Genomic DNA, 22,449 nt, shown 5'->3' with positions numbered 1-22,449 from the left:
ATACTTATGAACCATCTCTTCATCTTGTTACAAGCCCAAACACAGGATACTTTGTCCAATGCAGCCCAGGGAGAAGATCCCGGTGAATTAACCCTTTCTTTCTGGGAACTTGCCCTTAAAGGAGGGTGGATCATGCTTCCCATTGTGATTTTATCCATCGTTGCCATTTATATCTTTATTGAGCGATACTTTGCCATTACCAATGCGGCAAAAACCGACATCAATTTCATGAACAAAATCAAGGATTACATCCATGACGATAAGGTAGAGTCGGCTTTAACGCTATGTCAGACACTGGATAATCCTGTAGCCCGCATGATAGAAAAAGGCATTCAGCGAATAGGAAGACCCCTGAACGACATCAATACAGCCATTGAAAACGTAGGAAAGCTGGAAATTTCCAAACTCGAGAAAGGCCTGCCCACCCTGGCAACAGCAGCAGGAGCTGCACCGATGATTGGGTTTCTGGGCACGGTAATGGGAATGATCCGTGCTTTTTATGATATGGCAAATGCCGGCAGCAACATTGATATTACCCTTCTGTCGAGCGGAATCTACACAGCGATGGTTACCACAGTTGCCGGTTTGATGGTGGGGATTATCTCCTATCTGGCTTACAACGTATTGGTCACAAAAGTAGAAAAAGTGGTTTATCAGCTTGAGGCCAATACTACGGAATTTATGGACTTACTGAACGAACCTGTTGAATGATTAATACAATACCCATATTATGGATCTGAAACCAAGAAATAAGATCAGCACAAGCTTCAGCATGTCGGGGATGACTGACATCGTTTTCCTGTTGCTCATATTTTTTATGGTCACCTCAACACTCGTTAACCCAAACGCTCTGAATCTCCTTCTTCCAAGAAGCTCCAATCAGACTCCCGCTTCTCCGATAGAAACGGTTTCCATTACAAGTGACCTTAATTATTATGTAGGTGCGCAACAGGTAAAATTTTCACAGATTGAATACGTTTTAAAGGAAAGATTCAATCAGAAAAATGTAGAAGAACCCACCATCTCATTGAATGCAGACAGAAGGGTTCCGATTGAAGAGGTGGTGAAAGTAATGAATATCGCAAATCGCAATCAATGGAAAATGATTCTGGCCACCAGGGCCGAATAAATTAAGGTTAGAAATGCAGGAATTTTTAAAAAATCATAAAAAAGGTATATTGGGTACCCTCCTTTTCCATGGTATCGTAGCCCTTTTATTTGTATTTTTCGGATTTTCCACTCCCCTCCCCCTTCCAGGTGAACAAGGGATCATGATCAATTTTGGAAATACACGTGATGCCTCAGGAGCTGCTGAACTTCAAGAAAGTGTTGTTGAAGAAACCTCCACCCAGAGGGAATCCCAGATAACCCAACAGGAACAGCAGCAGTCCACAGCCCGGGATAACCAGGCTCAACCGGAAGAACCCACCACTCAGGAAGAGGAGGATGTAGCCACACAGGACTTTGAAGAAGCGCCGGCGATGGATCAAACAGAAGAGGAAACACAGGAAGAGCAGGAACAACAGGAAACCCAACCTGCAGAAAGGCAACAGGAAAGCCAGGAGCAGCAAGAAGAAGAAACAAAACCTGAACGCGAGGTGAACGAAAATGCCCTTTATCCCGGAAAAAGTACCGAAGAATCCGGTGAAAGCGAGGGACAAACAGAAGGTTCCGGGAACCAGGGCCGGGAAACCGGGTCGCCCTCATCCGATAATTATTCAGACGTTGATAGCAGAGGCCAGGGAGGCATTGACTTCAGCCTTAAAGGACGGAACTCCGAATCGCTCCCCAAACCGGATTACAACTACCAGGTAGAAGGCAAAGTGGTCGTGGAAATTACTGTGGATACACACGGCAATGTTACCAATGCAGTACCTGGTGTGAAAGGCTCAACCACCCTAAATGATAAACTCCTGGATGCAGCAAAAAAAGCTGCCCTGAAGGCTAAATTTGACAGCAAATCCGACGCCCCGGCTTACCAAAAAGGTACCATCACGTATTACTTCAGGTTACAATAAAACCCATGTAATTCTTACCGTAGCCATAGCTGCAAACAAATTTCTCATAACCTGTATGGTATCGTTCTCAAAGTTAAGCAATTTAACTTTTTTTGAACCACATGAGACACATAGAAAACATAGGAGTTCACATGGGTTTATCATTTATCAAAACTTTGCTAAAAAACAAAATTTTTATAAGTGATAGCATAAACCCCAATCCACTTACTGAAAACCACAAAAATAAACCAGCACCCATTTTTGTTTGTGAATAATGGTGCTGGTCTATATCTTTAGTTAAGCGCGTTCAAAATTGATGCAATCCAATTCTGGAAAAGAAGGATCCATAAAACCCTTTAACGATTGGGGTTTTCTTTTCTGGGCCTCGCCTTGTTTACCTTCATTTGCCTGCCACTCACTTCTGTCCCGTTCAACTCCTCAATTGCATTTTGGGCTTCTTCGTCATTGGGCATTTCAACAAAACCAAATCCCTTTGCCTTTCCAGTATATTTATCTTTGATGATTTTTACCGAGGCAACTTCTCCATACTCGCTGAAGATCTGTTCTAATTCATTTTCCTGAAGATTATAATTCAGGTTTCCAACATAAATGTTCATAAAACTTAAATTTTTAAAAAAGAAATAATAAGATATACAAATGTATGATATAAATTTAAATTTTTCCAACAAATAAGAAATATTTTTTTTCATTTCCAGAAAAAAATTTCTGTCCCGAATTGTTCCTGCCGCAGCTATAGCTGCAAACAAAATTAATTGTCTCACGCTGATCCGTCAAAAGCCGGACAAGTTTCGATGATCCGCCGGAAGCCGGAGAGGTAACCGCTGATGAATATATTGGTTTGCGTTAATCTGCGGAATCTGCGAGAAATATATGAGAAATCTTAATGGATTCAACAGGGTTTTAGACCTTATAAAAAGTATCACCTAATTTACTGGGGAATAAGCTTTAAACCAATAATTGATAAAAAAATCAACAGTATTAAAAGTATTCTGGCCACACTTGCCGATTCATTAAAAAGGAGGATACCCAAAACAGAGGTGCCGGCAATGCCAATCCCCGTCCATACGGCATAAGCCGTGCCGACCGGAATTGATTTTATAGCCAGTGAGAGAAAATAAACGCTAAGAATCATTGTTATCACCACTCCAACTGTTGGCCATAAACGCGAGAAACTGTGGGTAAACTTCAGTCCTATCGCCCACGCTATTTCAAAAAATCCCGCTACAATCAAATAGATCCATCCCATCAGATATTGAATTTAAAGGTAATGATGTCGCCATCCCTGACAATATAATCTTTGCCCTCTAAGTGAATCTTTCCGGCTTCCCTGCAAGCCGATTCAGATCCTTTTTCTATAAAATCAGGATATTTGATTACTTCAGCTTTAATGAAACCCCGCTCAAAATCAGAATGGATTATACCTCCTGCCTCAGGAGCAGGAGTACCGGTCTTTACCGTCCAGGCCCTCACTTCCTTGGGGCCGATTGTAAAAAAAGTCTCCAGACGAAGTAATCTATATGCAGCATGAATCAATTTATGCAACCCTGATTCTTTTAAACCCAGATCTTCCAGAAACATTTGCCGCTCTTCTTCAGTATCCAGTTCCGCTATTTCTGCTTCAAGAGAAGCCGCAATTACAACGACTTCTGCATCTTCACCTGCAACTGCCTTTTTTACCTCTTCTACATACTGATTCCCCTGAATGGCTGAAGTTTCATCAACATTGCATACATAAAGTACCGGTTTATCCGTTAAAAGATGGAGATCTCTCACCATATCCTTCTCTTCTTTAGCCAATTCCAAATCCCGAACCGGTTTTCCCTGGGACAGACATTCCTCATGCTTCTTCAGTAATCCCATCAGCTTTTTCGCTTCCTTATCACCTGATTTGGCCTGTTTATCTATTTTCTGCATCCGGTTCAGTATGGTTTCCAGATCCTTTAACTGAAGTTCCATATCCACCACTTCTTTATCGCGCACGGGGTCCACGGGACCATCTACATGGGCCACATTGTCGTCTTTAAAACATCTCAGAATATGGATTACCGCATCGGTTTCGCGAATATTCGCCAGAAACTTATTCCCGAGCCCTTCTCCCCTGCTGGCACCTTTCACTAACCCGGCAATATCCACAAATTCAATGGTTGTAGGCACCACTTTTTCAGGTTTTACCAGTTCGGCGACTTTATACAGCCTTTTGTCAGGTACTGAAATGGTACCTATATTCGGATCTATAGTACAAAAAGGGTAGTTGGCGGAATCAGCCTTTGCCCGTGAAAGGCTGTTAAACAAGGTTGACTTTCCTACGTTGGGTAATCCTACAATTCCACATCTTAATGCCATTAAACAACTGTTTTGAATTGATCGCTCAAAGAACGCAAAAATAATGCTTTTTCCTTTGGATGCTTGTATTGAAACAAATATTTAAGTAACCCCGGGCAGTGCCCGGGGAGCAGGCACCAGAACTTAAAGCGCTCCAACTGTCGCACTATCAAAAGGCACCGTATGGGCATGGAGCGCAAACAATAAACCGATATAAAAATCCACATAAGGAATTCTGTAGCTATAGGGACAACCCAATCCGATTATATTGAAAACTTATTTGACTAATATACGTTATTCCAATGAAAATCGTACTTTTACAGGATTATTAAACGGGACACACAAAAAAAAGGTAAAACGGAAAAAACTGAATATTATTGAATTTCAGGAATTGGTATGTCAGAATATACAGATAAAGAACTTCTTGAAATGTTCCGGGATAACGATTTCAAGGAATTCGCTTTTAAAACAATCATAGGCAAATATCAGGAGCGGCTTTACTGGCATATAAGAAAGATCGTTATCACCCATGAAGATTCTGACGACATCCTTCAGAACACTTTTATCAAAATCTGGAAAGGTCTGGACCATTTCCGGGAAGATTCCAGATTATATACGTGGTTATATCGTATAGCCACCAACGAATCTCTTACCTTTTTGAAGCAAAAGCGAAAAAGACGATATGTTCCCTTTCTTGACATTGAAACCCATCTGATAAACCAACTGGAAAGCGATGAATATGTTAACGGCGATCAAATTCAAAAAAAGTTACAGAAAGCCATATTGAAACTGCCTGAAAAACAAAGGCTGGTATTTAATATGAAATATTTTGATGATTTAAAATACGAGGATATGTCGGAGATACTCGATACTTCCGTGGGAGCTTTAAAAGCTTCTTACCATCATGCCGTTAAAAAGATTGAAAAGTATCTTCAAGAGAATTAAACCATTCATCATGAAGCATGTCAAAAATTACAGAAGAAAAATAAACCGTCATGAAAAAACATATTACTCCGGATGATATTGGGAAAAAGTTACCTTTTCAGGTTCCGGAAAACTATTTTAAGGAACTTCCCGATAAAATTATGAAAAGATGCAGGAAGGAAAAAACGGGGCGGTCACTCATTCGCATTGTAAAACCCGCCTTATCCTTTAACAGCACAGGAAAGCGATGAACAGGAGACAGAGGATATGGTCAAGACCCAGAAAATTGCGTTTTTCACTGAAAAGATCGGGCTCACACCGTCCGAAGCTGAAAAATTCTGGCCCGTTTATAATGCATACTGGGAAAAAAAGCATAAAATCATTAACGCCTGGAAAAAGAAATTCAATGACTATCAGAAACGCCCGGATGAACTTTCAGATTCCCAAATAGAAAATCTGTCAGACGATTATATTGGATTTGAACTACAAAAGGCTGAACTGCTGCGGGAATATCATAAAAAATTCAAGGAAATACTCCCCATTCGTAAAGTCATGAAGATTTACCAGGCAGATTATGAATTTAAGGCTTATTTGCTGCAAAAAATAAAGAACAGTGGAGAGAACAGCGAGAAATAGCTAAAGTCCATCAAGCTCTCCGTGTCCCTTCGTGATTTCTTTTGTGCTCTCCGTGGTTCATATTATATTTTTGAATCACAGCGTTTCAAAGAGAACAAATATGGAGCAACACACGTTTTTAATCTGAAAGGAGCAACCCATTAAAATACGGTATCTTATGCCAGAGAACAGAAATAAATTTAAGGATGACTATGAAAAACTCCTGGCCGAAAACAAAGAACGGCTTAAAGAACTATCCTGTATCAACCAGACAAGTGGCATTATAAAGGAGCAAAAATCCATTGAAGAAACCCTTCAGAAGATAGCCCTGATTTTACCAAAGGGATGGCAATATCCTGAATATACAACTGCCAGAATTCGGTACGACGATATAGAGTACAGAAGTGCCGGTTTCACGGAAACCCCGTGGATGCAAACACAAAAATTCGAAACCATTGAAAATAAGGAGGGTTCTATAGAAATATACTACACCAAAAAATTCCGTACGCTTGACGAAGGACCATTTCTGAAAGAAGAACGGGATCTCATCAACAACCTGGCCAATATGGTCACAGGTTATATCAACAGTATGAAGGCCCTGGAAATGATCAGCAAAACAGACAAAAGCAAAATAGACTCCCAACGGAAGACCCCCTCTAAAACTCCCTTAAATAACCAACAATTGCTCCAGAAATTCATCAACAATTACAATACGGACCGGGAGATTCTGCATGACCTGATGCCTTTCCAGGTGCAGGAAATTCTCCTGATTTCCAACCTCTATGATGCCTTCAGCATAGAAAAAGAGGGTAGATTTTTCGAGCACATACTTGGAGAGTATAACCAGCTCGACACAAACCCACTTCCAAGAATTACAGGAGCTTCAAATGAAAAGGATGCCCTCATGCAAATGAAAATCAAACGTTTTGATATGGTGATCCTGATGATGGGGGTTGATAAAAAGAAACCCTTCCTTATTGGCAAAACGCTCAGGAAACAATACCCTTATATTCCCCAGTTCCTGTTGCTCAATAACAACAGTGACCTTGAGCATGTTGAAAATTACAGGAAAGATTTGAAAGTATTTGATGACATCTTTGTATGGAATGGTAACTCCCAGGTTTTCTTTTCAATGGTAAAACTTTTGGAAGACAGGGTGAATCTGGAAAATGATACAAAAGTTGGCCTAACACGAGTGATTTTGCTTGTTGAAGATTCCATCAGATACTATTCCCGCTACCTCCCTATCCTTTATCAAATTATACTGGAACAGACCAAACGTCTTATTGATGAGGTTAACACCGATGACCTTTATAAAGTGATCAAACTCCGCACACGCCCGAAAATCATACTTGCTTCTTCCTATGAAGAGGCCATGAACTTCTTTGAAAAATATAAAAATTATTTCCTTTTTCTCATTTCAGACATTGAATTCCCCAGAGAAAACAAAACCGATCAGAATGCAGGCTTTGACCTGGTTAAACATGCCAAAAAGCATTTACCGAATCTCCCGACCATATTGCAGTCGTCCAATCCCGGTAACGCAGAAGAGGCTTATAATATGAAAGCCAACTTCATCAATAAAAATTCGGAAACATTGCTGCAGGACTTAAAAAGTTTCATCAAATACCACCTGGGCTTTGGGCACTTTGTTTACCGTGACAAGCAAGGAAGACAAATAGCCGTTGCCCGATCAACGGATGAATTTGAATCGTATCTGAAAACCGTACCTGCCGATTCTCTGGTGTATCATGCCATCAAAAATCAATTTTCATTATGGCTGATGGCAAGAGGCGAAATACAAATTGCAAAGATCATCAATCCGTTAAAAATAGATGATTTCGATGATGCCGAACAGATGAGACAGTTTCTCATCGACACGCTGGAGTTATACCGCAACGAGCAAGAGAAAGGCAAAATAGTTGATTTCAGCGAGCATGCCATTCTTGAGGAAAACAATGTAGTAAGTCTGGCCCCGGGCGCATTGGGAGGGAAAGGCCGTGGAGTTGCATTCATCAATACACTGATATACAATTTCAAATTCAATGAAATGTTTTCCTCTATTGGCCTGAAGACTCCAAGAACAGCCATTATCGGAACAGAAGAATTCGATATCTTTCTCGAAAAAAACAAACTGAATGATAAGATATTTCAAGAGAAAAACTACGAACAAATCAAATCATGGTTTCTGGAATCCGAATTATCCTATGAGCTGCAAAAAAGACTCAAAATCTTCCTCAAGCATATTACCAAACCCCTGGCCGTACGGTCGTCAAGTCTTTTTGAAGACAGCATAACCCGTCCCTTCTCCGGTGTATTTGACACCTACATCATCCCCAACAACCATCCTGATTTCAAAACGCGGTTAAAACAACTTAAAGATGCCATCAAACTGGTATATGCTTCCCTGTATTCCAACGAAGCCAGAAACTACTTCAAGGCTGTAGGCCATAAAGTGGAAGAAGAAAAAATGGCCGTAATCCTTCAGGAGCTTGTAGGAGACCAGTACGATCATTACTATTACCCCCATATCAGCGGTACAGCTCAGTCACACAACTATTACCCCGTGAACCATATGAAACCCGAGGAGGGATTTGCTGTCGCAGCCGTAGGACTGGGGCAATACGTGGTAGATGGTGAACAGGCCTACAGGTTCTCACCTGCCTATCCCAAACTCCAGATCTCTTCTAACAAAGATCTGATAAAAACTTCCCAGGTAGCATTCTATGCAGTGGATATGAACAAGAAAGAACTCAACCTGAGGCAGGAAAAATATAGTGGTATGGCAAAACTGGACATCAGTGAGGCTGAAAAACATGGCAATCTGAAACATTGTGCATCCGTGTATGATCAGGACAACGACCGTATCGAAGCGGGTACAGATGCTTATGGGCCCAGAATTATCGATTTTGCTGACATATTAAAATACGAATACATCCCATTGGCCGAAACCATCGACAAAATACTGAAAGTAGTTAAAGAAGCCCTGGGTACGGAAGGGGAAATTGAATGGGCCGTCAACCTGAACAAAGATAAAAATGGGCTTGCCTCATTTTACCTGCTACAGATCAAACCACTGGTAGGCCAGGATGAAGACCAGCATGTAGATTTTGAAAAATTCAAAGACAGCAATCTTGTGCTATTCTCTGAAAAAAGCATGGGCAACGGTAAGATCGAGGATATCAGAGATGTAATATTCATCGACCGGGAGCAATTCAACAACCGCTATACAGTAGAAATGACTTACGAAATAGAAAAACTTAATGAGGAAATGCAGAAACAGGGAAAAAAATATGTGCTGATCGGACCCGGAAGATGGGGTACACGCGACAGATTTATCGGTATTCCGGTAGTATGGCCACAAATATCCAATGCCAAAGTGATTGTGGAAACCGGCTTAAAAAATTTCCCGCTGGAGGCTTCATTGGGTTCCCATTTTTTCCATAACCTCACCTCAATGAATGTAGGGTATTTTTCAATAGAAGATCATTCGGGAAGAAACTTTCTTAACTGGGATATCCTGGAAAATCAACTTATAAAGCACCATACACGCTTTTTTAAACATGTGGAATTTAAGCATCCTTTAAAGATCATTATGGATGGCAAAAAAATGAAGTCGGCCATCACACTGTAAAAAATCATGAAAATAAAGTTCAAAACAATGAGTTTTAGTTATAAAAAAGCATCTTAATATACGCATAAAATTATGGCAACAGAAATTTACACACAATATAAAGATACATTAAATCTGGATTTCAGCGACACCAATTTCAGCCTTTTGATGCAAAAACGCATACACAAAGTGTTGCTTATTGCCAGCAGTTATGATGCTTTTATGATTGAGGAAGATGGCAGAATTGACGAACAGATATTTAACGAGTATGTGTCGCTTAACTTGCGTTATCCGCCTATCTTCGTGATGGCCCATTCGGCCGAAGAAGCTTTTGAGAAATTAAGGAATGATCAGATCGACCTGGTCATTACGATGCTTACCATAGGAGGTTACGATACTTTCGGCCTGGCCAACGAAATCAAAAGGGAATACCCGGGTAAACCCAATGTGGTGCTCACACCCTTCTCCAGGGAAGTCTCCATACGAATTCAGCATGAGGATCTGAGCGGTATCGATTATGTTTTCTGCTGGCTGGGAAATGCTGACTTACTCCTGGCCATCATCAAACTGATAGAGGATAAGATGAATGTGGAACATGATGTGGAAGAAATTGGGGTTCAAACCATACTGCTTGTGGAAAACTCCATAAGGTATATATCCTCTTATCTGCCCAACATTTATAAGATCATGTTCAAGCAGTCAAAGGAATATGTAAGAGAGGCCTTAAATGAGCATCAAAGGATGCTCAGGAAGAGAGCAAGACCAAAAATTCTGCTGGCTACCACCTATGAAGAAGCAGTTGAAATATTCGATAAATATAAATACAACCTCCTGGGTGTTATCTCTGACATGAAGTACAAAAGGAACGGTATAAAAGACAAATATGCAGGGATTAAGCTGTGCGAGAAAGTGAGAAGCCATGATGAATTCATCCCCTTCCTCTTACAATCTTCCAACCGTAAAAACGAAGATCTGGCGAAACAACACAATACCGGATTTCTCCATAAATACTCCAAATCCCTTACCATTGAACTGAGAAACTACATCATCAATCAATTTGCCTTTGGAGAATTTGTTTTCAGGAATCCAAAAACCATGGAACCCATTGGCCGTGCTCATGATCTGCGTACGCTCCAGGAGATGATTATGAAAATTCCCGATGAGTCACTGGAATATCATGCCGGGAAAAATGATCTGTCCAAATGGCTTAATGCCAGGGCTATATTTCCAATCGCTCAATTATTTAAATACCTGAAAATAAGCGATTTTAATTCACTGGATGAGGTAAGAAACTACATCTTAAAAGCGATCTCCAGTTATCGCATGAACAAAGGCAGAGGCATCATAGCCAAGTTTGACAGAAACAGTTTCGATGAATACATTTTGTTCTCAAGGATAGGAGAAGGTTCTATTGGCGGAAAAGCCCGCGGGCTGGCTTTTGCCAATTCCGTGATCAAAAAGCATAACCTTTTCAGCAAGTATTCGGGTGTGCTGCTTACCATACCCCGGACGGTAGTTCTGAGTACCGATATATTCGATGAATTTATGGAGGGCAATGACCTTTACAAAATTGGCTTGTCAGAAAAAACCGACAAGGAAATCCTGGACCATTTCATGGAAGCCCGGTTACCCAGTCGTATCTACCAGGACCTGTATGCCTTTGTTTCCGTTATCAATAACCCCATAGCTGTCCGTTCTTCCAGCAAACTTGAAGATTCGCATTATCAGCCCTTTGCCGGTATATACAACACCTACATGGTACCCCGTGTGGATGACAACACTCAGATGATACAGCTTCTTTCCCAGGCCATTAAGAGTGTATATGCTTCCGTATATTTTCAGAACAGTAAAGCTTACATGACAGCCACTTCCAACGTAATTGACGAAGAAAAAATGGGAATCATCCTGCAGGAGGTATGCGGATCAAAATACAAGGACAAATTCTATCCCACCATGTCGGGTGTCGCGCGTTCCATAAACTTTTACCCGGTAGAACCTGAAAAATCCGACGAGGGAATAGCCAACATTGCCTTTGGACTGGGAAAACAAATCGTGGACGGAGGGGTATCCCTGCGGTTCTCTCCCAAACACCCGAACAAGATCATTCAGCTTTCTACCCCGGAGATGGCTATACGCGATACACAGAAATATTTTTACGCCCTTGACCTGAGACCGGAGAATTTTGTGCCGTCAACCGATGAGGGGGTAAACCTGCTCAGGCTGAGGATCAGGGAAGCCGAAAAAGACAAATCCCTCAGACATGCCTCCTCCACTTACGACCTGGAGAATAACATGATCCGGGAAGGGACCATATACAAAGGCAAAAAAATTATCACATTTGCCAATGTATTGAAGCATAAGGTAATCCCTCTCGATAAGATTCTGCAGAATTTACTGAAGGTATTTGAAAAAGAGATCGGCAATCCTATAGAGATAGAATTTGCCGTAGATTTGAATGTAAGCAAGGTTGACCCCGTGGTCTTCAATTTCCTACAGATCCGGCCGATCGTTGGTGCCGATCAGGAAAACCATTTTGATCTCGAAGAAGTAGATCCCGGTGAAACCCTTATTTATTCCGAGGCAGCCCTGGGCAACGGCAAAATTGATGACATTTATGATGTCATATATGTCATCCCCGGCAATTTCACTTCACTAAAAAGCAAGGATATAGCCGAAGAATTGGGAAAACTCAACGATCATTTGCGGGAGGAAGGCAGAAATTATGTGTTGATCGGCCCCGGACGATGGGGTACGGCTGATCATACCCTAGGCATACCTGTAAAATGGGGACAAATTTCACAGGCCCGCGTCATCGTCGAATCCGGGTTGAATAATTATCGGATCGACCCCAGTCAGGGGACTCATTTCTTCCATAATCTTACCTCCTTCAGGGTAGGTTATTTCACAGTCAATCCTTATATCGGGGAAGGCCATTTCGATTATGAATACCTGGAAAGATGTCAGGCTCAATTTGAAAATGAAAACATCCGACATATCAGATTCCAAAACCCCATCCCGGTTCAAATTGACGGAAAACACAGCAGGGGGGCCGTTTTTAAGCCCAATCATTCATCATACTGACCTCCCCTCAAAATATGAGCAAAATCATATATGAATTTAGGAAAAAAATTGGGGTTAACAAATTTTAAATTATATTTTAGTACTGTCATTCAGTCAACAACATATGTTAAGCAACATATTTTTACAATTAAAACTTTTTTCCTATGAACGTAGATAAATTAATGAATGAGCTTGAAAAGAAACATCAGGGCGAAGTGGAGTATCTTCAGGCGGTAAGGGAAGTATTGGAATGCATTGAAGATGTATACAATGAAAATCCTCAATTTGAAAGTGCTTCTATTATTGAAAGACTGGTTGAGCCGGACCGCATCCTCACCTTTAAAGTTCCCTGGATCACCGACAACGGACAGGTCAATGTCAACCTGGGTTACAGGGTTCAGTTTAACAATGCCATTGGCCCCTACAAAGGAGGATTAAGATTTCACCCCAGTGTAAACCTTAGTTCTCTAAAATTCCTGGGTTTTGAACAAATATTCAAGAACGCCCTCACTACATTGCCTATGGGCGGGGCAAAAGGAGGTTCCGATTTTAATCCGAAAGGCAAGTCGGATTCCGAGATCATGCGTTTCTGTCAGTCATTCATGACTGAATTATGGAATGTCATCGGACCGGAAACAGATGTTCCTGCCGGGGATATTGGTGTGGGAGCAAGAGAAATCGGATATCTCTACGGAATGTATAAAAAGCTGGCTAAAGAAAATACCGGAGTGCTTACAGGTAAAGGGCTTAACTGGGGAGGAAGCCTGATACGACCGGAAGCTACGGGATTCGGAAATGTGTATTTTGCCAAAGAAATGCTTGCCACCAAAGGAGAGACATTGGAAGGAAAAACCGTTGCCATCTCCGGATTTGGCAATGTCGCCTGGGGTGCAGCCCTTAAGGCCACAGAACTGGGAGCTAAAGTAATAGCCATATCCGGACCCGACGGGTATATTTTTGATGCGGATGGAATCAAAGGGGAGAAAATAGATTTTATGCTGGAACTGAGGGCAACAAACGAAGATATTGTTAAGCCCTATTCCTATGAGTTTGATAGCGGCCAGTTTTATGAAGGAAGAAAACCCTGGGAGCTGGAGGTGGATATTGCCTTACCCTGCGCCATTCAAAATGAGCTAAACAAAGAAGACGCGGAACAACTGGTGGAAAATGGCTGTATGTGCATATCCGAAGGTGCCAACATGCCCTGCACACCCGAAGCCATCGACATTTTCCAAAACAACAACATACTCTTTGGTCCGGGAAAAGCAGCAAACGCAGGCGGTGTCGCTACATCCGGACTGGAAATGACTCAGAATTCCATGAAGCTCCATTGGTCAAGAGAGGAGGTTGACGAAAGACTCCATAAAATTATGACTGATATTCATAATGCATGTATGGAATATGGAAAGGATGAAAACGGCAATGTAGATTACATGAAAGGAGCCAATATAGCCGGATTTCTTAAGGTAGCCAATGCAATGCTTGACCAGGGGGTAATTTAATCAAAGTCTGTCTATAATATCCGCTGGCTGCGTTACGCTCGTTTTTCATGCCAGTCAATTTATTCAGTAAAGACGTACGGCCGTACGTCTTTACATTTGGCATTCAAAACTCCCAAGCCTTGCCAGGGAACATTCTAACCTGGAGAATTCTTACCGCAGCTTTAGCTGCAAACAAATTTCTCATAACCTGATGATAGGTATCGTTCTCAAAATTAAACAATTTAACTTTTATAATCGGCCCAAAGAAAGGTTTACCAAACTTGAGAATTTAAATTGCTGCAAAACTTTGCTAAAAAACAAATTTTTTAGAAGTGATGGCATAAATCCCGCTGAAGAAATAAGTGGGATAGTGAAGCTTATGAATGCGCGATTCTTTTGGATTGTGTTCTGCGCGGTATATTATCATCCGGCAAAAATTCATAAAACATAAACCGCTTTTATCCGTTTAAACTAGATGAAATGTATATGTATTTAAACCTGCATTTTTCATAAACAAACAGCCTGTCCCGCTGAAGAAGCGGGATAGTGAAGTTTATGAATGCGGGAGGATTTGCGGGAAGGATTATTTGTAAATGATTCGGGTTAAGGGAAGATAAAGCAATGTCTGTTCAAAAAACTCACTTAATTTTATGAAAATGAATGGAAAATACATCTTGTTTCTTTTTATGCTTTTTTTTCTGTTTGCCGTTCCCGTTTTTTCTCAAAATGGAGACACCCTTTATAAGGTAACCCGATCCGAGATAAAAGACACCATGAAGATAGAAGACATGCATTTGCTAAAAGCAGAAGAAGTGGACGGTGAGACCCTTGCAAGCATAGAGGTACAGGAAGTTGTGGTGTATCCGGAAATTAAATTTGACAACCGGCGAAAATACAGAAAGTATCAAAAACTGGTAAAAAACCTCAAAAAGGTTTACCCTTATGCCCAGAAAGCCAAGTACAAGCTCATCAAGATGGAAAGGGAATTTCAACAACTGGAATCGGAAAAAGAACGCCGCAAATATATAAAAAAGGTCGAGAAGGAAATAAAAGAAGAATTCAAGCAGGATATTAAAAAGTTGACCATCAGTCAGGGACGGCTTCTCTTAAAACTGATTGACCGCGAGACCGGCAACACTTCCTACCAGCTGCTTGATGAGCTTAAAGGCAGCTTCTCGGCCTTCTTTTGGCAAACCATAGCAAGGGTATTCGGCCATGACCTGAAAGCCGAATACGACCCCAATGGAAGAGACTGGATGATAGAACGTATTGTAACCCTGATCGAACACAACCAGATCTAAGAATGATTGAATGATTGAATGATTGGATGATTGGATGATTGGATGCCGGGATTGAATTGGAAGAAACTGACAAATTGTTAAACTGACAAATTGTTAAACTGTTAAGAGATGCTTAGGCGGCATAGGAATTAAAATGTCAGTTATTGTCATTAAACATTAGTAGCCATAAGGCATCTCCCCATCCCTTAACCTTATTAACTTATTTTTTACATCCAGCTTTTATATTCCTCCGGAGAATAAGATAATCAGGTTGATTATCATTAGGGATTTCATAGCTGGCACAAACTGAATATTCTCTGCTCTTAGTCTCCGCCTTAGCCACATTCAACAATGTTACAATTTAACAATGTAGCAATTTATCAGCTCGCCAGCCCACATATTCTTTAGCCTCAGCCTCTTTCAAACAAGTTGGCAGTTGGCAAAAAGCAGTTGGCAATCTGCATATATTCCCTGTTCTTAGCCTTTCATCTCATTTAAGCATTTATACATTCATGCATTGTTTTATCAACCGGAAATCTCCAGAATCGACTTCACCACATTATCCGCACCTTCTGCAATATTCAGTATATTGGCATCCAGCATATAACAAGGAGAAGTCACCAATTTTTTGTTTTTATCCACCACCACTTCAGCGTGATCGGTTGCCTGGTGAGTAGCTCCCATTTCTTCTACTGCCCGGGCGGTATCCTTGTCCTGCCCGATGGTCAGTTTTACATCGCCGAATATTTTTGCCAGGATAACCGGAGAAATACACAGGGCTCCTATGGGTTTTTCCTGATCTGCCATAGCCCTCACTGCATTCTCTACCTCGCCGTTAACCTTGCAATTGGCACCATCAAAAGCAAAAGAGGTCAGGTTTTTAGCAGCGCCGAAACCACCCGGTAAGATCAAGGCATCATAATCATCTGCATTAAAATCTTTCAGATTCATAATATCTCCCCTGGAAATTCTTGCAGACTCAATCAATAGGTTTCTCTTCCCTTCCATTTCTTCCCCGGTAATGTGGTTGATAACATTATACTGATCAATATCCGGGGCAAATGCCTGATAAGTTCCGCCATTTTTCATAATGGCATAGAACGACATGGTGGCTTCATGGATTTCCGATCCGTCAAATACACCGCTTCCGGCAAGAATTACAGCAAATTTCATTTGTTTATTCATAGCTTATCTTTTAAAAGGTTCACGATTCGTATAACAGCATTAACATTTGGATAATTTACATTATATTTATTAAATTGGATTGGCAAATCAAAACCATCATCAGAATGAAAAGAACTTTTATAGCCTGCAAAATTTCACCCGGTGACAAGCTCCTTAAAACGTACACTAAATTAAGAAATGAATTAAAGAATGAAAAGATAAAATGGGTAAATAGTGATCACTTTCATATAACACTCTTTTTTCTTGGGGATACAGACGAAGAAATGATCCCCCGGGTCAGAACCCAGGTTGGCAATCTTGTCGACCAGTTCAGCTCTTTTCAAATCAAACTTTCGGGCCTGGGTGTATTTAAAAACATGAATAAACCGAGGGTGCTGTGGGCAGGAATCTATCAATACGAAACGATGAAGGAAATAAAGGAAGGAATCGAAAACGAAATGGTGGCTTTAGGTTTTCCGGCGGAAAAAAAGGAGTTCCGGCCCCATCTTACCATGGCCCGTCTAAAATGGATCAATGACAAAGAAAAACTAAAAGGTCTTATCAACGACTATCAAGATGAAGATTTCCAACAGGTAAAAATCAACGAAATCATATACTATGAAAGCATCCTGAAACCCAGTGGGCCTGTCTACAAGCCCATAGAAAAATTCATTCTGCCGGATTAGGCCATTAATTGCGTTTTATAATTCATTTCATTCAATAACGAATGGGTTAAATACAGCACTGACTGATTGTCTTCATTGATTGTGAGAGGTAGCCGGGCATCTTTAAGGTTTAGAACAAAGTTTTTAAAATCTTTAGCAACCCATTCCGCTTCCGATCCGAGTTTTCCAACAGAAGGCTTGTAAGAGCCTCTGATTTCATCGTATACCGACAACCCCGGTCCGATAAAATCCAGTAAGAATCTTTTGGAAGCCTGGATAAATTCAGCATAAAAAGCTGGTACACCGGCAAGATGATTAAACAGAAGGTTCACATGCGTTCCGTTGTCAAAATCCATATCAAAGAAAAAAGAACCGGGATACTGCGTATGATATTCAAGAGGAAAGTAGTGCATTTTCCGGAGCTCTCTGTGAAGTGTATCCCAGATAACTGAAGCGATATCAAACAATACACGCTTCCGGTCATCAAATGCTTTAAGTTCCCGGTAAGCATCTAACCGGAAACTGACAAAAAGCGGATTCAACTGATCCCGGACAGGGGTATAAACCGGATGGGTGCGCAGCTTCTGACTAAAACGTATAACTGACTTGGATTCTCTCGCCAAATGGAATAAATGACGGAATGCTTCATAATCCAACAGAATAGGGTTTTCAAAAAAGAGGTGTTTCGTTTCTTTGATGGCTATTTGGCTTATCTCAAACAGAGGCAGCTCATCCTGTGCAATATATACAAGGTCGGCATCGGAAATTAAAGCCTCAGCACTCCCATATTCATTCACATCCCTCCCAAACTTTGTCTTGCGGGAATGATAAGCTCCACAAACCGAATGTTCCGTTTTTCGAAGAGAAGAAACAATTCGGCCCTTAAAAGCACTGTTACCAATGAATCCAATTTCCATATGCACTTTTTCACAAATTTAAAGCATTTTTTCAGTTCATAGTGGGTTTTTTATACTAACTTATCAACTTATGTTGTTGATAAAATGGAAATTGAAATAAATCCACCGGAACTTTTCATAAGAACAAAGTTCCTTTTATCTTTGTCAAACAATAAAAACACAAAAACTAAATGGTTGATACATATAAACATAAAGGATTAAGACAAAAATTAATAAAAGGGCTCAGGAAGAAGGGGATTAAAGATGAAAGCGTTTTAGAGGCTATGGAAAGGGTTCCGCGCCACTATTTTATGGAAAGTGGCTTTGAGCAGTTTGCCTATAAGGATCAGGCTTTCCCCATAGCAAAGGACCAAACCATATCTCAGCCTTATACTGTAGCCTTCCAGACGGAGCTTCTGGATGTCGAAAAACACGAAAAAGTGCTGGAAATAGGCACCGGATCAGGGTATCAAACAGCCATCCTTCTGGAGATGGGGGCAAAAGTATACTCAATAGAGCGTTATAGAGACTTATACCTGAAAGCCAAAAAAATACTCAATGAGATGGGATATCAGCCCTATTTGTTTTATGGTGATGGTTACAAAGGCCATCCCACCTATGCTCCCTATGACAAAATACTGATCACAGCAGCAGCCGATGAGATTCCCCAGGAACTGCTGAATCAACTGAAGGAGGGCGGAAGGATGGTACTGCCGCTGGGATCTCAGCTCGGACAGGATATGACGGTGGTCGAAAAAACAGGTCCGGATGAAATAAAAAAACGCAAATACGGCAGCTTTATATTTGTACCCCTCACCCCGGGAAAGGATTCCGATGAAAACAATTAAAAACTTTTAATATGATTCAAGTTAAAACCTATGCATTCAACCCGTTTCAGGAAAACACCTATTTAATCTACGATGAAACTCAAAAATGCATCATCCTGGATCCGGGATGTTATTTTGCCGAAGAACAGAAGGAATTAACCGACTTCATTGCGGAAAACGGGCTGCAGCCTGAATATATAGTCCACAGCCACGGTCATGTAGATCACATCCTGGGTTCGGACTACCTGAGAAACTACTATAATATTCAGTCCATCATGCATAAGGATGATCTTGAAGTATTAAGAAAAAGTAAGGACTTCGGAGAAATGATAGGCATTGAAATTGATCAGCCAACAGACCCTGAAATCTTTATTAAAGAAGGGGAAAAAATATCATTTGGAAATACCTCCTTTGATGTACTGCATTTACCCGGACATTCACCAGGAAGCATAGGGCTTTATAACGAAAAAGAACAGGTCATCTTTGCAGGAGATGTATTGTTCAGAAGAGGTATCGGAAGAACCGACCTCATGGGCGGAGATCACGCCACCCTTATTCGCAATATCAAGGACAAACTCCTGTCTCTGAATGATGATACAGTAGTTTATCCCGGACATGGAGATACTACTACCATAAAAGAAGAAAAAGCCGAAAACCCACTGTTGGTTTAATAACACCGGGTGTAAACAACTCAATCATTCCGTTTGTTTAACAAGATAGTACCTTACCGGGCAAGTTTTGCCAAAAAAAGCAAGAATTTGACCGGTAAGGTACTAATAAATTTGGTTTTTATTTATGGATGTTATTTTTAACTTTATCCACATTTATCGGTAAAAATTTATAAAAAGGAGAGATATGCCATTAGAACGATTTATTGACCGCCACAATGGTCCGAGAAGCAAAGATATTGACGCAATGCTCAAAAAAATCGGACTGAATTCGATTAAAGAACTGATCGACCAAGCCATCCCGAAATCCATACAGCTTGATGAGCCTATGGAACTGGATGAACCCATGAGCGAATATGAATATTTCCAGCACATACGTGATATAGCCTCGAAAAACAAGCTTTACAGGTCGTTTATGGGCCTGGGGTATTATGATACCATTACTCCGGCGGTAATCCAGAGAAATATACTGGAAAACCCCGGATGGTACACTCCATACACTCCGTATCAGGCGGAAATAGCCCAGGGACGGCTGGAAGCCCTACTCAACTTTCAGTCGGTAGTTATGGAGCTGACCGGTATGGAACTGGCCAATGCTTCATTACTGGACGAAGCAACGGCAGCAGTGGAAGCCATGATTATGATGCTGAATCTGCGATCCCGTTCTGCAGCGAAAAAAGGTGCCAATATCTTTTTTGTGGACGAAAACATGTTCCCTCAAACCATCGAAGTGCTTAAAACACGGGCTGAACCTCTTGGAATAGAGCTGCAGTTCGGGAAATATGACGAAGCCGAATTCACCGAAAAGATCTTTGGCGCCATGGCCCACTATCCCAACGGTGATGGAAAACTTGAAGACTACAAAAATTTTATTGATAAAGCTCATGAGAACGGCACGCTCGTAGCCATTGCCGCAGATATCATGAGTCTGGCACTGGTTACACCGCCGGGCGACTGGGATGCCGACGTGGTATTCGGCTCCACTCAGCGCTTTGGCATACCATTGGGTTACGGAGGTCCCCATGCCGCCTATTTTGCCACAAGAAGCGAGTACAAAAGAAAGATTCCCGGAAGGATCATCGGAGTATCCAAAGATGCCACCGGGAAATATGCCACCAGGATGGCCCTCCAGGTAAGGGAACAGCACATAAAGCGTGAAAGGGCCACATCCAACATTTGTACGGCCCAGGCACTTCTTGCATCCATGGCCAGTATGTATGCAGTTTATCACGGACCGGAAGGATTAAAACGCATTGCCACATACATTCACTCTGCCGCTGGCTTGCTCAGTGATGAGCTTGAGAAGCTGGGCTATACGCAGGAAAACAAAGACTTCTTCGACACGCTGAAGATCAAACTTCCGGGTTCCGTGAAAACCGAAGACGTGAGAAAGATTGCCCTCGATCATGGGGTCAACTTCCGGTACATGGATGATAACACCATAGGCATTAGTCTGGATGAAAAAACGATGGTCAAAGATCTCAATCTGATCATCAGTATATTTGCAAAGTCTATTGGCAAAGAGCCCTCAGAGATCAGGGACATTCCCGAGAAAATATATTTTGACCGGAAATTCAGCCGGAAAAGTGATTTCCTGACCCGGGACCTTTATAACCGCTATCACTCGGAAACAGAGATGATGCGCTACATCAAGCGACTGGAAAGGAAGGACTATTCCCTGGCCCATGGTATGATACCGCTGGGTAGCTGCACCATGAAACTGAACGCAGCTTCGGAGCTCTTCTCATTGAGCTGGCCGGAATTTACCGGCATCCATCCTTATGTGCCCAAAGACCAGGTACAGGGATACCTTGAGCTCATCGAGGGGCTTGAAGAGCAGCTAAAAGCCATCACCGGCTTCCACGCATTTACCTTCCAGCCCAATTCAGGAGCTGCCGGAGAGATGACCGGCCTGATGACCATCCGCAAATATCATATTGATCACGGAGAATCTCACAGAAATGTGGTGCTGGTTCCCTCTTCCGCACACGGCACCAATCCTGCCAGCGGAGTCATGGCCGGAATGAAGGTGGTGGTGGTAGAATGCGATAAACATGGCAACATCGACATAGATGATCTGAAGAAAAAGGCTGAAGAAAACAGTGACAACCTGTCGGCCTTCATGGTCACCTACCCCTCCACACACGGTGTCTTTGAAAGCCGTATCAGGGAAATGACCGAGATCATACACCAAAACGGAGGGCTGGTTTATTTCGACGGGGCCAACCTGAATGCCCAGTTGGGCCTGACCAATCCGGTGGTGACAGGGGCCGATGTCGGTCATCTGAACCTTCATAAAACCTTTTCTATCCCTCATGGTGGTGGAGGTCCGGGCATGGGACCGGTCGGTGCTGTTGAAAAGCTGGCACCCTATCTGCCCAACCATCCGTTCTTTGAAACAGGCGGCGAAAAAGGGATCGGTCCGGTAGCAGCATCTCCCTTCGGAAGTCCCAGCATATTGCCTGTATCCTATGGATTTATAAAAATGCTGGGTGCGGAAGGACTGAAAAAGGTTGCAGAAACTTCCATACTGAATGCCAACTATATAATTTCATCATTAAAGGATACCTATGGCGTTGTATACTCGGGCGAAACCGGTATGGTAGGACATGAAGGGATACTGGAATGCAGGCAGTTCAAATCCATGGCCAACGTGATTGAAGCCGACATAGCCAAACGGCTTATGGATTACGGTTTCCACGCTCCTACCCTGTCGTTCCCGGTTCACGGAACACTGATGGTTGAACCCACGGAAAGCGAATCGCTCGATGAACTGGACCGCTTCATCGAAGCCATGTTGTCCATCTATAACGAGATCATGGAAATTAAAGACGGTAAAGCCGACCCGGAGAACAATGTGCTGAAGAATTCGCCCCACACGGCTGAGGTTACCACATCCGATGACTGGGACAGGCC

General features: G+C 41.9%; 19 protein-coding genes. 14 read left to right on the top strand and 5 right to left on the bottom strand.

From position 1 onward, the window contains the following. Nucleotides 1–6: 6 nt before the first annotated feature. Genes KGY70_03215 through KGY70_03205 form a run of 3 tightly spaced genes read left to right on the top strand, consistent with a single transcriptional unit; the run spans nucleotide 7 to nucleotide 2,018 of the window. Nucleotides 7–711, top strand: coding sequence for a MotA/TolQ/ExbB proton channel family protein (locus tag KGY70_03215; GenBank protein MBS3774176.1), 705 nt, complete (start codon nucleotides 7–9; stop codon nucleotides 709–711). Nucleotides 712–730: 19 nt separating this feature from the next. Next, nucleotides 731–1,129: a biopolymer transporter ExbD gene (locus tag KGY70_03210; GenBank protein MBS3774175.1), complete on the top strand. Its 399-nt coding sequence runs from the start codon at nucleotides 731–733 to the stop codon at nucleotides 1,127–1,129. Between the two features lie 13 nt (nucleotides 1,130–1,142). Further along, nucleotides 1,143–2,018 carry a TonB family protein gene (locus tag KGY70_03205; GenBank protein ID MBS3774174.1) on the top strand — a complete coding sequence of 292 codons (876 nt, stop codon included), beginning with the start codon at nucleotides 1,143–1,145 and terminating at the stop codon, nucleotides 2,016–2,018. Nucleotides 2,019–2,353: 335 nt separating this feature from the next. On the opposite strand, the gene KGY70_03200 is transcribed toward KGY70_03205, so the two are convergent. The 3 genes from KGY70_03200 to ychF all read right to left on the bottom strand — a co-directional run bounded on the left by KGY70_03200 (nucleotide 2,354) and on the right by ychF (nucleotide 4,361). Then, nucleotides 2,354–2,614 (bottom strand): RNA-binding protein, encoded by a 261-nt coding sequence (locus KGY70_03200; GenBank protein MBS3774173.1) that lies wholly within the window; start codon nucleotides 2,612–2,614, stop codon nucleotides 2,354–2,356. A gap of 332 nt (nucleotides 2,615–2,946) precedes the next feature. Further along, on the bottom strand, nucleotides 2,947–3,264 hold the full coding sequence (locus KGY70_03195; GenBank protein ID MBS3774172.1) for a multidrug efflux SMR transporter: 318 nt from the start codon (nucleotides 3,262–3,264) through the stop codon (nucleotides 2,947–2,949). Then, on the bottom strand, nucleotides 3,264–4,361 hold the full coding sequence (gene ychF / locus KGY70_03190) for a redox-regulated ATPase YchF (protein ID MBS3774171.1): 1,098 nt from the start codon (nucleotides 4,359–4,361) through the stop codon (nucleotides 3,264–3,266). Before ychF ends, KGY70_03195 begins: the two co-directional genes overlap by 1 nt. A 375-nt stretch (nucleotides 4,362–4,736) precedes the next feature. Between ychF and KGY70_03185 the strand changes: the two genes are divergently transcribed. The 7 genes from KGY70_03185 to KGY70_03155 all read left to right on the top strand — a co-directional run bounded on the left by KGY70_03185 (nucleotide 4,737) and on the right by KGY70_03155 (nucleotide 15,334). Then, the gene (locus KGY70_03185; protein MBS3774170.1) at nucleotides 4,737–5,285 is read left to right on the top strand and encodes an RNA polymerase sigma factor; all 549 of its coding nucleotides are present in this window, start codon (nucleotides 4,737–4,739) and stop codon (nucleotides 5,283–5,285) included. Nucleotides 5,286–5,335: 50 nt separating this feature from the next. Next, nucleotides 5,336–5,515 (top strand): hypothetical protein, encoded by a 180-nt coding sequence (locus KGY70_03180; protein ID MBS3774169.1) that lies wholly within the window; start codon nucleotides 5,336–5,338, stop codon nucleotides 5,513–5,515. Between the two features lie 16 nt (nucleotides 5,516–5,531). Next, nucleotides 5,532–5,900 (top strand): hypothetical protein, encoded by a 369-nt coding sequence (locus tag KGY70_03175; GenBank protein MBS3774168.1) that lies wholly within the window; start codon nucleotides 5,532–5,534, stop codon nucleotides 5,898–5,900. 157 nt (nucleotides 5,901–6,057) lie between these two features. Continuing rightward, nucleotides 6,058–9,513 carry a pyruvate, phosphate dikinase gene (locus KGY70_03170; protein ID MBS3774167.1) on the top strand — a complete coding sequence of 1,152 codons (3,456 nt, stop codon included), beginning with the start codon at nucleotides 6,058–6,060 and terminating at the stop codon, nucleotides 9,511–9,513. Nucleotides 9,514–9,597: 84 nt separating this feature from the next. Next, nucleotides 9,598–12,573, top strand: a complete 2,976-nt coding sequence (locus tag KGY70_03165; protein MBS3774166.1) for a phosphoenolpyruvate synthase — start codon at nucleotides 9,598–9,600, stop codon at nucleotides 12,571–12,573. Between the two features lie 143 nt (nucleotides 12,574–12,716). Then, on the top strand, nucleotides 12,717–14,054 hold the full coding sequence (gene gdhA / locus KGY70_03160; protein ID MBS3774165.1) for an NADP-specific glutamate dehydrogenase: 1,338 nt from the start codon (nucleotides 12,717–12,719) through the stop codon (nucleotides 14,052–14,054). Nucleotides 14,055–14,683: 629 nt separating this feature from the next. Beyond that, entirely contained in the window at nucleotides 14,684–15,334 is a 651-nt protein-coding gene (locus tag KGY70_03155) for a DUF4294 domain-containing protein (protein ID MBS3774164.1), read from the top strand. Nucleotides 15,335–15,838: 504 nt separating this feature from the next. On the opposite strand, the gene elbB is transcribed toward KGY70_03155, so the two are convergent. Next, nucleotides 15,839–16,498 carry an isoprenoid biosynthesis glyoxalase ElbB gene (gene elbB, locus KGY70_03150; protein MBS3774163.1) on the bottom strand — a complete coding sequence of 220 codons (660 nt, stop codon included), beginning with the start codon at nucleotides 16,496–16,498 and terminating at the stop codon, nucleotides 15,839–15,841. Between the two features lie 104 nt (nucleotides 16,499–16,602). Here elbB and thpR point away from each other — a divergent pair, with 104 nt between their 5' ends. Then, a complete protein-coding gene (thpR, locus tag KGY70_03145) occupies nucleotides 16,603–17,163 on the top strand; it encodes an RNA 2',3'-cyclic phosphodiesterase (protein MBS3774162.1) in 561 nt (186 codons plus the stop codon). Here the strand turns inward: thpR and KGY70_03140 are convergent. Then, nucleotides 17,160–18,059: a hypothetical protein gene (locus tag KGY70_03140; protein ID MBS3774161.1), complete on the bottom strand. Its 900-nt coding sequence runs from the start codon at nucleotides 18,057–18,059 to the stop codon at nucleotides 17,160–17,162. The two genes, thpR and KGY70_03140, sit on opposite strands and share 4 nt — an antisense overlap. 170 nt (nucleotides 18,060–18,229) lie before the next feature. Here KGY70_03140 and KGY70_03135 point away from each other — a divergent pair, with 170 nt between their 5' ends. The 3 genes from KGY70_03135 to gcvP form a co-directional block, all read left to right on the top strand. Beyond that, on the top strand, nucleotides 18,230–18,886 hold the full coding sequence (locus tag KGY70_03135) for a protein-L-isoaspartate(D-aspartate) O-methyltransferase (protein MBS3774160.1): 657 nt from the start codon (nucleotides 18,230–18,232) through the stop codon (nucleotides 18,884–18,886). 11 nt (nucleotides 18,887–18,897) lie between these two features. Continuing rightward, nucleotides 18,898–19,536, top strand: coding sequence for an MBL fold metallo-hydrolase (locus KGY70_03130; protein MBS3774159.1), 639 nt, complete (start codon nucleotides 18,898–18,900; stop codon nucleotides 19,534–19,536). A 184-nt stretch (nucleotides 19,537–19,720) separates the two neighbouring features. After that, the coding region (gcvP, locus tag KGY70_03125; GenBank protein ID MBS3774158.1) for an aminomethyl-transferring glycine dehydrogenase at nucleotides 19,721–22,449 on the top strand (2,729 nt) is incomplete at its 3' end.

The sequence above is a fragment of the Bacteroidales bacterium genome, from assembly GCA_018334875.1.
Lineage (GTDB): Bacteria > Bacteroidota > Bacteroidia > Bacteroidales > UBA12077 > JAGXLC01.
Note: the sequence above shows the minus strand (reverse complement) of the source record. Positions and strands in the feature narration are given on the sequence as shown.

Bases quoted from the DNA above. Each gene is read 5' to 3' on its own strand.
- KGY70_03170 (MBS3774167.1), top strand. From the start codon at position 6,058: ATGCCAGAGAACAGAAATAAATTTAAGGATGACTATGAAAAACTCCTG.
- gdhA (MBS3774165.1), top strand. From the start codon at position 12,717: ATGAACGTAGATAAATTAATGAATGAGCTTGAAAAGAAACATCAGGGC.
- elbB (MBS3774163.1), bottom strand. From the start codon at position 16,498: ATGAATAAACAAATGAAATTTGCTGTAATTCTTGCCGGAAGCGGTGTA.
- ychF (MBS3774171.1), bottom strand. From the start codon at position 4,361: ATGGCATTAAGATGTGGAATTGTAGGATTACCCAACGTAGGAAAGTCA.
- KGY70_03130 (MBS3774159.1), top strand. From the start codon at position 18,898: ATGATTCAAGTTAAAACCTATGCATTCAACCCGTTTCAGGAAAACACC.
- KGY70_03180 (MBS3774169.1), top strand. From the start codon at position 5,336: ATGAAAAAACATATTACTCCGGATGATATTGGGAAAAAGTTACCTTTT.
- KGY70_03185 (MBS3774170.1), top strand. From the start codon at position 4,737: ATGTCAGAATATACAGATAAAGAACTTCTTGAAATGTTCCGGGATAAC.
- KGY70_03215 (MBS3774176.1), top strand. From the start codon at position 7: ATGAACCATCTCTTCATCTTGTTACAAGCCCAAACACAGGATACTTTG.
- KGY70_03210 (MBS3774175.1), top strand. From the start codon at position 731: ATGGATCTGAAACCAAGAAATAAGATCAGCACAAGCTTCAGCATGTCG.
- KGY70_03205 (MBS3774174.1), top strand. From the start codon at position 1,143: ATGCAGGAATTTTTAAAAAATCATAAAAAAGGTATATTGGGTACCCTC.
- KGY70_03135 (MBS3774160.1), top strand. From the start codon at position 18,230: ATGGTTGATACATATAAACATAAAGGATTAAGACAAAAATTAATAAAA.
- thpR (MBS3774162.1), top strand. From the start codon at position 16,603: ATGAAAAGAACTTTTATAGCCTGCAAAATTTCACCCGGTGACAAGCTC.
- KGY70_03155 (MBS3774164.1), top strand. From the start codon at position 14,684: ATGAAAATGAATGGAAAATACATCTTGTTTCTTTTTATGCTTTTTTTT.
- KGY70_03140 (MBS3774161.1), bottom strand. From the start codon at position 18,059: ATGGAAATTGGATTCATTGGTAACAGTGCTTTTAAGGGCCGAATTGTT.
- KGY70_03200 (MBS3774173.1), bottom strand. From the start codon at position 2,614: ATGAACATTTATGTTGGAAACCTGAATTATAATCTTCAGGAAAATGAA.
- KGY70_03195 (MBS3774172.1), bottom strand. From the start codon at position 3,264: ATGGGATGGATCTATTTGATTGTAGCGGGATTTTTTGAAATAGCGTGG.
- KGY70_03175 (MBS3774168.1), top strand. From the start codon at position 5,532: ATGGTCAAGACCCAGAAAATTGCGTTTTTCACTGAAAAGATCGGGCTC.